Below are 7,181 nucleotides of genomic sequence, written 5' to 3' on the forward strand. Positions count from 1 at the left end.
AATTTGAAGGATAGCATTATTTCCAGAAGAGCCAAACTTAACATAGCTGTCGGTGATGGGTCAGAACCGCTATAACCAAGACTCTTCAAAAGATTTGATAAAGTGGAATTAAACATGGTATTTGTGTAGTTTTCTGACTGTGGCAGTTACCTAAACTCTACTAGCCAATAACAAAAATGTCATTACCACTAATCAAAGGTTTATTAGATAGCGTTGCAATCTGCACCGCCCCAAACCCAGTTTGATTGCCATCAGCATCAAAGAACAGCGCACCAGTAGAAGTGTTATAAATAAATCGCTGACTAGCACTAGTCGTCGCAACTGCGCCACTGCCGATGAGGATTTGGTCTGCCATAATGGAAGTACCCGGAGCCAACCCACCACCAAAACCCACAGCAGAAACATGAAGTGTATCATCAATACTTGAAAAATCCGTAATTCTATCAACACCCTCGCTGGGACTGTTGAGAACAAAGATATCAGCACCAGTACTTAGAGTGAGTACGTCATGGCCAAAATTGCCAATTAGCACATCATTACCCGACCCGCCAAGCATTGTATCATCGCCAGTACCGCCATCAAGTAAATCATCCCCGGTATTTCCGCTCAAACTGTCATTCCCCTCATTACCGAATAGGTTGTTAGCACCACTATTGCCTGCAATCGTGTTGTTGAAGATATTACCAATACCGTCAATAGCGCTTGTACCCGTTAAGGTCAAATTCTCTAAATTATTTCCTAACGTCCAAGTTATAGAGGTATTTACGCTATCGATGCCAGCATTAGTGTCTTCAAAAATACTGTCCGAAGTACTGTCAACAAAGTAGGTATCAGTACCCAGTCCCCCCTTCACCACATCGTCGCCAGTACCAGCGTTGAGGGTATCGTTGCCATCTCCACCGTTGAGTGTATCGTTACCCGCTTCACCGTTGAGCCGATCGCTACCAGCACCACCATCAAGATAGTCATCGCCGATATCACCATAAAGGTATTCGTTGCCATCTCCACCGTAAAGGGTGTCGTTACCTGCTTCACCATACAGGTAGTCATTGCCAGCACCACCGTCTAAAATGTTATTGAGGTTGTTCCCATACAGGTTATTGCTTAGAGAGTTACCAGTACCCGCGATCGCATTACCTATCAGCACTAGATTTTCTACGTTGGCGGCAACAGCAAGGGAGTAGTCAACGGCAGCATTTACTATATCAGTGCCTTCATTGCTATTCTCAACAATCATGTCGCCTATGCTGTCAACAGTGTAAGTGTCATTACCAACACCACCAATCAGCGTATCGTTACCTGCACCGCCATCTAGGGAGTCATTACCAGCATTACCACTCAAAATGTTGTCTTGGGCGTTGCCTGTGATTTTGTTACTTAGGGAGTTGCCAGTACCCGCAATGGCGTTACCTATTAGTACTAAGTTTTCTACGTTGGCAAGTCCACCAATTGAAAAGTCAACGGCTGCTATAACTGTATCTGTTCCACTACTGACATTTTCAATGATGGTATCAGTAGGACTGTAAACAATATAAGTATCATTGCCGATGCCACCGTTTAAAGTATTATTGCCTGCACCCCCTTGCAATGAATCATTACCAGTACCACCGAGGAGCAGATCATTCCCTTCTAACCCAAATATTTCATCGTCACCACTACCCCCATCAAGATAATCATTGCCATAGCTACCAAACAGAACATCCTTGGCATTACTAGCAGCAATGACTAAGGCTGTAAAAGTGGTATCGACAAATTGACCTTCGCTATCAGTAGCACGAATGGTAAGGTCGGCACTACCTTGGGTGTTGGCAGCATAGTCTAGAGTTAAAGTTCCAGTAAGTCCATTAATAGTGACACTATCAAACAGCCCATTATTTGTATTACCTTCAATTAAATAGGTAAGAGTAGTATCGCTTTCTTCAGTGTCTTCAAAAGCTGCAAACAGGTCTATACTCGTATTAGGAGCATTTTTGGTAACTGTAATATCACCTATACCAAAAGCTAAAGGTGGGGTATTAGGTAGATCGTCGCTCTCTATGTTGCCAATTAGAGTGTACTCTACCTCGTTGTTTTCAAAGGTAGCTCCAGTTAAGGCAGACAGACTCAAAGCAAATATTTTGTCTGGCTCGTATTCAGTATCTCCAATTAACTCAACTTCAATTGTCGCACTACTCTCACCAGCAGCAATGGTGATTTGTCCCAACGTAGCGACGTAATCCGATCCAGCTAGGGCTGTTCCATCTACAGTTTTGTAGGAAAAGTGTATGTCAACTGGTGCTGGAAATGAAAGGTCTAATGTAAATTGAGCAATCGTAGTCCCTGAATCACCTTCAACAAGAGTAACATCATACCCTTTTAAAATAGGCACAGGTACTAGGCTTTCGGTACTGATTCTCTTATCGGAAAATTGAATAAATTCTACATTGAGCAGGGTGTCTTTGTTGTCTACAGTAATTACTTTCCCTGTTTTTTGAATCTGACTATTTGCTAACAATATATTTTCATAGATTACAGTATCAACTCCCTCACCACCATCTACTAAATTGTTGCCATCGCCAGTACTTATTTGATCGTCTCCATCATGACCAAATAGAGAATCGTTACCAACACCGCCATTGAAAATGTTATCGAGATTATTACCAACTACTTTATCGTTTCCTGCACCAGCATTTGCTCCTAAATCGATTGCTCCTAAGATAATCAGGTCGTTGCCAGAAGTGCCTTCAACGATATTACTTAATGGATCTGCATTAACAGGTGCAATGGTGGAGTTCTGCAAAGAAGTATTACTACTAACATCAGCTAAGAAAGTATTTGCTGCCAAAGAATTTACAGCCAAGGCAGTGGGAGTTCCTCCATCCAGACTTGCAATATATGTTTCGCCAGTTCCAACTGTAAAATCTATCTGAGCAGGTGGGGTTCCGTCGGTAAAAAAGACTTCAGCTGTGATTTTGTTTTGAGCGCCAAGAGCTACACTTAAATTTTCTATAGAGCCACTAAAGCTCAAACCCAATGGATTACTAACTAATTGGTTTGGTAGTATAGTTTCAACTACAGTACCATTTACAAGAATGTTGATACTCAGAATATCGTTGGCAGACAAACCTGAGTTATTAAACTCATCTGACAAACTTGAAGCATTAGATAGCAATACCGCATCGTCAGAATCGACTATATTTAACTGATTGGTATCTACGCCGCTACCAATACCATAAGCTCGAACATTAGCTATGGACTGAAGCGCCGAGGCATTGGAGCTAAAGCTATCGCCAGCTTGTCCATCAGACAAAAAGTAAACAATATTCGTCCCTCCTTGAGGCAATGCTTGTAAAAACTGATAAGCTTTACCCAGAGCGTCACTAAAGGCAGTACCACCACCAGCCCTTAATGATAGAATTTCTGTACTTACTTGTGTTGGACTTATTGCACCGGTTGAAAAAGCACTGTTGCTAAAACTAATAACCGCAAAACGACTGATATTTGCAATACCACTATAAATTAATGAATTAGTTAAACTGATGTAGGCATTTTGAGCTTCCTGAAGCGGAGTACCAAACATACTGCCTGATACGTCAATGATGTAGACGAAATTATACTACGTACCTTGTACTGAAGATAGGTTTAACGTATAGTCGGCATCTTCATCAAGCATAAAAGTTGGCAAAGTCAACGAAACAGATGCAAATAACTGCCCGTTATTATCGTAAATGTCTGATTGTTTGGTGTCTTTTGGCCCATCTTTTAAAGGTAGGGGAACAATGCGATCGCTAAATTGGGCAAACTCGATATCTTGCAGTGTATCTGTACCATCAGCCTGAGTTCCTTTATTATGAGCAAAGGTTATGATTTTTCCTCCAAGACCGAAAAGCCCTCTGTCAGAGATGGTATATTTATAGTTTTCAAATTTATCGGAGAAAACAGCGATATCTCGATCTCCTAAACCCCCATCAAGAGTGTCGTTACCTGCACCGCCATTAAGGGTATCATTACCTCTAGAAAAATGACTAAGCTGACCAGTTAGTTGGTCATTTCCTTCATTACCCATCAGAATATCGCTGGTTCTGGTTCCTCCGATCAGGGTGTCCGCTCCTTTTCCACCAAGTAGAACAACACCATTACCTTTAAACTTATAGAGAGTTGGGTAATTTTTTGACTGTATACCCCCAATAATACCCTCACCATCAATAGGGGATTTTTCTACAGAGATGACATCTGCGTCTACTGTTCCATAGATAATCGGCTTATTACCGTCAAGAAATTTTATAACACCGTCATTAAATAGTCCATCAATAAATCCACCACTGAGTCCTATTAATATGCCTATTGCTACTGGTGTGTCAACGTACCCAGAATTGAACAAAGAATTGCTTTTTTGGAAATCTTTTTCAAAAGCTTCTTGAGTATATGTAGTTCTAGGAATTAAATCAGCATTAACATAATCCAGAAAAACTTTTCTACCAATCCCCGATGGATCTATTTTTGGCCCTGCAAAGGCATTTAAAATAGATGTCGTGATATCTTCTGAACCAAAGTCAAAATTGTCTCTTTTATTAGGATCTTCATTTATAAAAGGTTCAGTAGCAAAATTTTCTATTCGCCTTTCACCATTTTGTTCAACAATAAATTTAGCATCATCAGAAATTTTAAATGCCATCGAGTTGTACACCCAAACCCGATCTAAATAATCATCAACGCTGTCAACATAATTATATTGTTTCATCGTCCAATAAATGCGATCTGCTTTCAAAATACGAGCATTTATTTCACTTTTAGTGTAAGTTCCAGGTGAAATTGAAATATTTGAGTTGAAAAATCTTTTTATTAGCTCAAATTGGCTTCCGACTGCAAACCTACCAGGACCCTTCATTAACTCTACTGCATCAACATCTACTCTTATAACAGTATCTTTAGGTCGAATCAAACTACTATCTAATAAATTAACAGGAGTTGTTAGCTGACCATACAAATACAAATTTGTAATATCATTTCTGTTTAAAATTGCCATAAGATCCTCCAAAATTTTCAGTTATTTTACTTAAGAAGTATTAATTGAAAACTATTACTTTACCACAGTTTTGTAAAGCAATACCAGTAGTGATTTCTTGAGATATTGGCAAGCTATTTTCATCTAAATAGCGCACTTTGAACTTAATACGTATCCCCTCGCCAGAATCAAGTCCAAGTATACGAGGATTTAAAAAAGAATCTGGTATAGCCACCTCGACACCACCACGAGGACTAATCGCACAACAATCAGGATTTTCTTTAATATATTCATCAAAGCTTTTATACTTAATAAATTCGCGATCTTGCATTTTACCTGCAATTGGGATACGTAATTTTTCTGCATTGTTTAGAGAATCAAAAGCTAATTTAAGCTTCTCTTTCTCACTGAGATAATGCATCTTAGCAAAGCAGAATCCTGAATAATTTAAGCTAAAGTATATGCTTAAAATGGTTAACGGGAATCCGATTAAAAGGAAATTAGCTAAAAAATAGGTGCGGTTCATTATTGTATCTGCGATAATTTACATAGTTCTTCAGTCAAAACATTTTGCAGTCAAATTCAACTCCTATCTAAAAGATTTGTATTACTCGAAGTTTGCTCTTATGGTTACAACTTCATTATTAATCCTCGATACTTTTGAGTTATTTAATAGGTACAGTATTTCTCCCTTTGGTACGGTACAAGTTAGAGATACACACCTATACGTTATTACATACTTCTGTACTTCATTTGATTATGGTTCTTTATCAAACCAAATGGATACTGGACGACCACAGTTCCGTAAAGTATTTCCAAGACGTACTTCTTGTACTCTCTGATTACCGTTCTCATCTAAATAACGTACTTTGAAGTTTATGACTGTCAAATCGCGAAAACCAAGTCCAGATATAGGATCTAAAAATGAAGACTCTGGAATAAATGAAGACTGTGCAATCTTGTAAGCTTCACCGTGATTGATAGAACAGCAGTCTGGATTTTCTTTGATATATTCATCAAAACTTGCATACTTGATATGTTCGTAAAATTTTATTTTTCCATCTACATTTACAGGTAATGTATCCTCCCTGTTGTTATAATCAAAAGCTATTCGTAACTTTTCTTCATTACTTAAATAACGCATCTTTGCAAAACAGAAACCTGAATAATTTAAGCTATAGAAGATGCTTAACATGGTTAATGGTATTCCGATGAAAATGAAAATAGCTAAAAGAAGGATACGGTCTATCATTGTATTTCCGGGAATGAATTTACATAGGTCTAAATTAAAAGCATTCTCAGACCGAATGTGACTGCTTTTTCAAGTATTTGTATAAGTTAATACTTATTTATACTGAGTACAGTCACTTGTTCCTTTATACATCTTTTATTCAGATTTGTATCTACGAAATTCTGCTTAAAGTCGCTTAAACACACCTTTACGTAATAACTACGTTAAATGTATGATTTTCATGAATTCTTTTATCTACTTTGGCAATGAAATTATTAAGTTAAATAGGATCTAAAAAGCAATACGGTTCAGTTAAGGATTTTTGATACCAGCCAGAAATTTCAGAACACTATCAGTAGTGAGGGCTTGCTCAAGGCGATCGCACTTGTTGAGGAATTGCCAACGGCGATGGGGAACTGGTGGAGGTAGAGGTTAGGATTAGACCTAACTGTAGTAAAATGTGATGGGACTCGTCGCCTTTACCCACAACTCTAATTTGTCCAGAGCGATCGCCTCCATTCTCTTGTGGTTATAGTTTGAAAACACGTCCTAGTGGGTTAGGTTTTTCGTGGCTTTTCCACGTTCATGATGGCTATGCATCCTGTACTGGATGTTGCCCATAATATGGTAAAGCCTCTGACCAATTAGGAAATTTGCCCTCTTGCCAATCGAGATTAGCTAGTTCCAAAATACTTGTCACCGTTGCTGCTAGCCCAGATTGAGCTTGAATCAGCTGATAATTAGTGTTCCAATTCGCTAAAGTTTCCTGCCACGCTTCTGGTGTCAACACTCTATCTGACAAACACACTTTTAGTTTAGAAGTATCTGGCTCAAACTGATAAATAGCAGCGAAAATTTGACCTCGTTGTGCTGGCATTTCCACAGCAAAAGTTGTTAAATTTTGGCTTTTGCCTACTTCTGACCAAGCTACCGCAGCCAAAGTTGAAATCGCAAATACAGGAATAT

General features: G+C 38.8%; 4 protein-coding genes and 1 pseudogene. All 5 read right to left on the reverse strand.

The window, feature by feature from the left end; translation table 11 throughout:
• Window positions 1–160: 160 nt before the first annotated feature.
• Window positions 161–3,580, reverse strand: a complete 3,420-nt coding sequence (locus IQ229_RS06905) for a beta strand repeat-containing protein (RefSeq protein WP_322743949.1) — start codon at window positions 3,578–3,580, stop codon at window positions 161–163.
• A 15-nt stretch (window positions 3,581–3,595) separates the two neighbouring features.
• Window positions 3,596–5,005 (reverse strand): hypothetical protein, encoded by a 1,410-nt coding sequence (locus IQ229_RS24440; protein ID WP_194042427.1) that lies wholly within the window; start codon window positions 5,003–5,005, stop codon window positions 3,596–3,598.
• Between the two features lie 40 nt (window positions 5,006–5,045).
• The gene (locus IQ229_RS06915) at window positions 5,046–5,510 is read right to left on the reverse strand and encodes a hypothetical protein (RefSeq protein ID WP_194042428.1); all 465 of its coding nucleotides are present in this window, start codon (window positions 5,508–5,510) and stop codon (window positions 5,046–5,048) included.
• Between the two features lie 231 nt (window positions 5,511–5,741).
• Window positions 5,742–6,236 carry a hypothetical protein gene (locus IQ229_RS06920; RefSeq protein ID WP_194042429.1) on the reverse strand — a complete coding sequence of 165 codons (495 nt, stop codon included), beginning with the start codon at window positions 6,234–6,236 and terminating at the stop codon, window positions 5,742–5,744.
• Between the two features lie 571 nt (window positions 6,237–6,807).
• Window positions 6,808–7,181, reverse strand: a pseudogene (locus IQ229_RS06925) (tRNA (adenosine(37)-N6)-threonylcarbamoyltransferase complex dimerization subunit type 1 TsaB); the annotation flags it as partial.

Source organism: Nostoc cf. edaphicum LEGE 07299, from assembly GCF_015207245.1.
Classification (GTDB): Bacteria; Cyanobacteriota; Cyanobacteriia; order Cyanobacteriales; family Nostocaceae; genus Nostoc; species Nostoc edaphicum_B.

Bases quoted from the DNA above. Each gene is read 5' to 3' on its own strand.
- IQ229_RS24440 (WP_194042427.1), bottom strand. From the start codon at position 5,005: ATGGCAATTTTAAACAGAAATGATATTACAAATTTGTATTTGTATGGT.
- IQ229_RS06915 (WP_194042428.1), bottom strand. From the start codon at position 5,510: ATGAACCGCACCTATTTTTTAGCTAATTTCCTTTTAATCGGATTCCCG.
- IQ229_RS06920 (WP_194042429.1), bottom strand. From the start codon at position 6,236: ATGATAGACCGTATCCTTCTTTTAGCTATTTTCATTTTCATCGGAATA.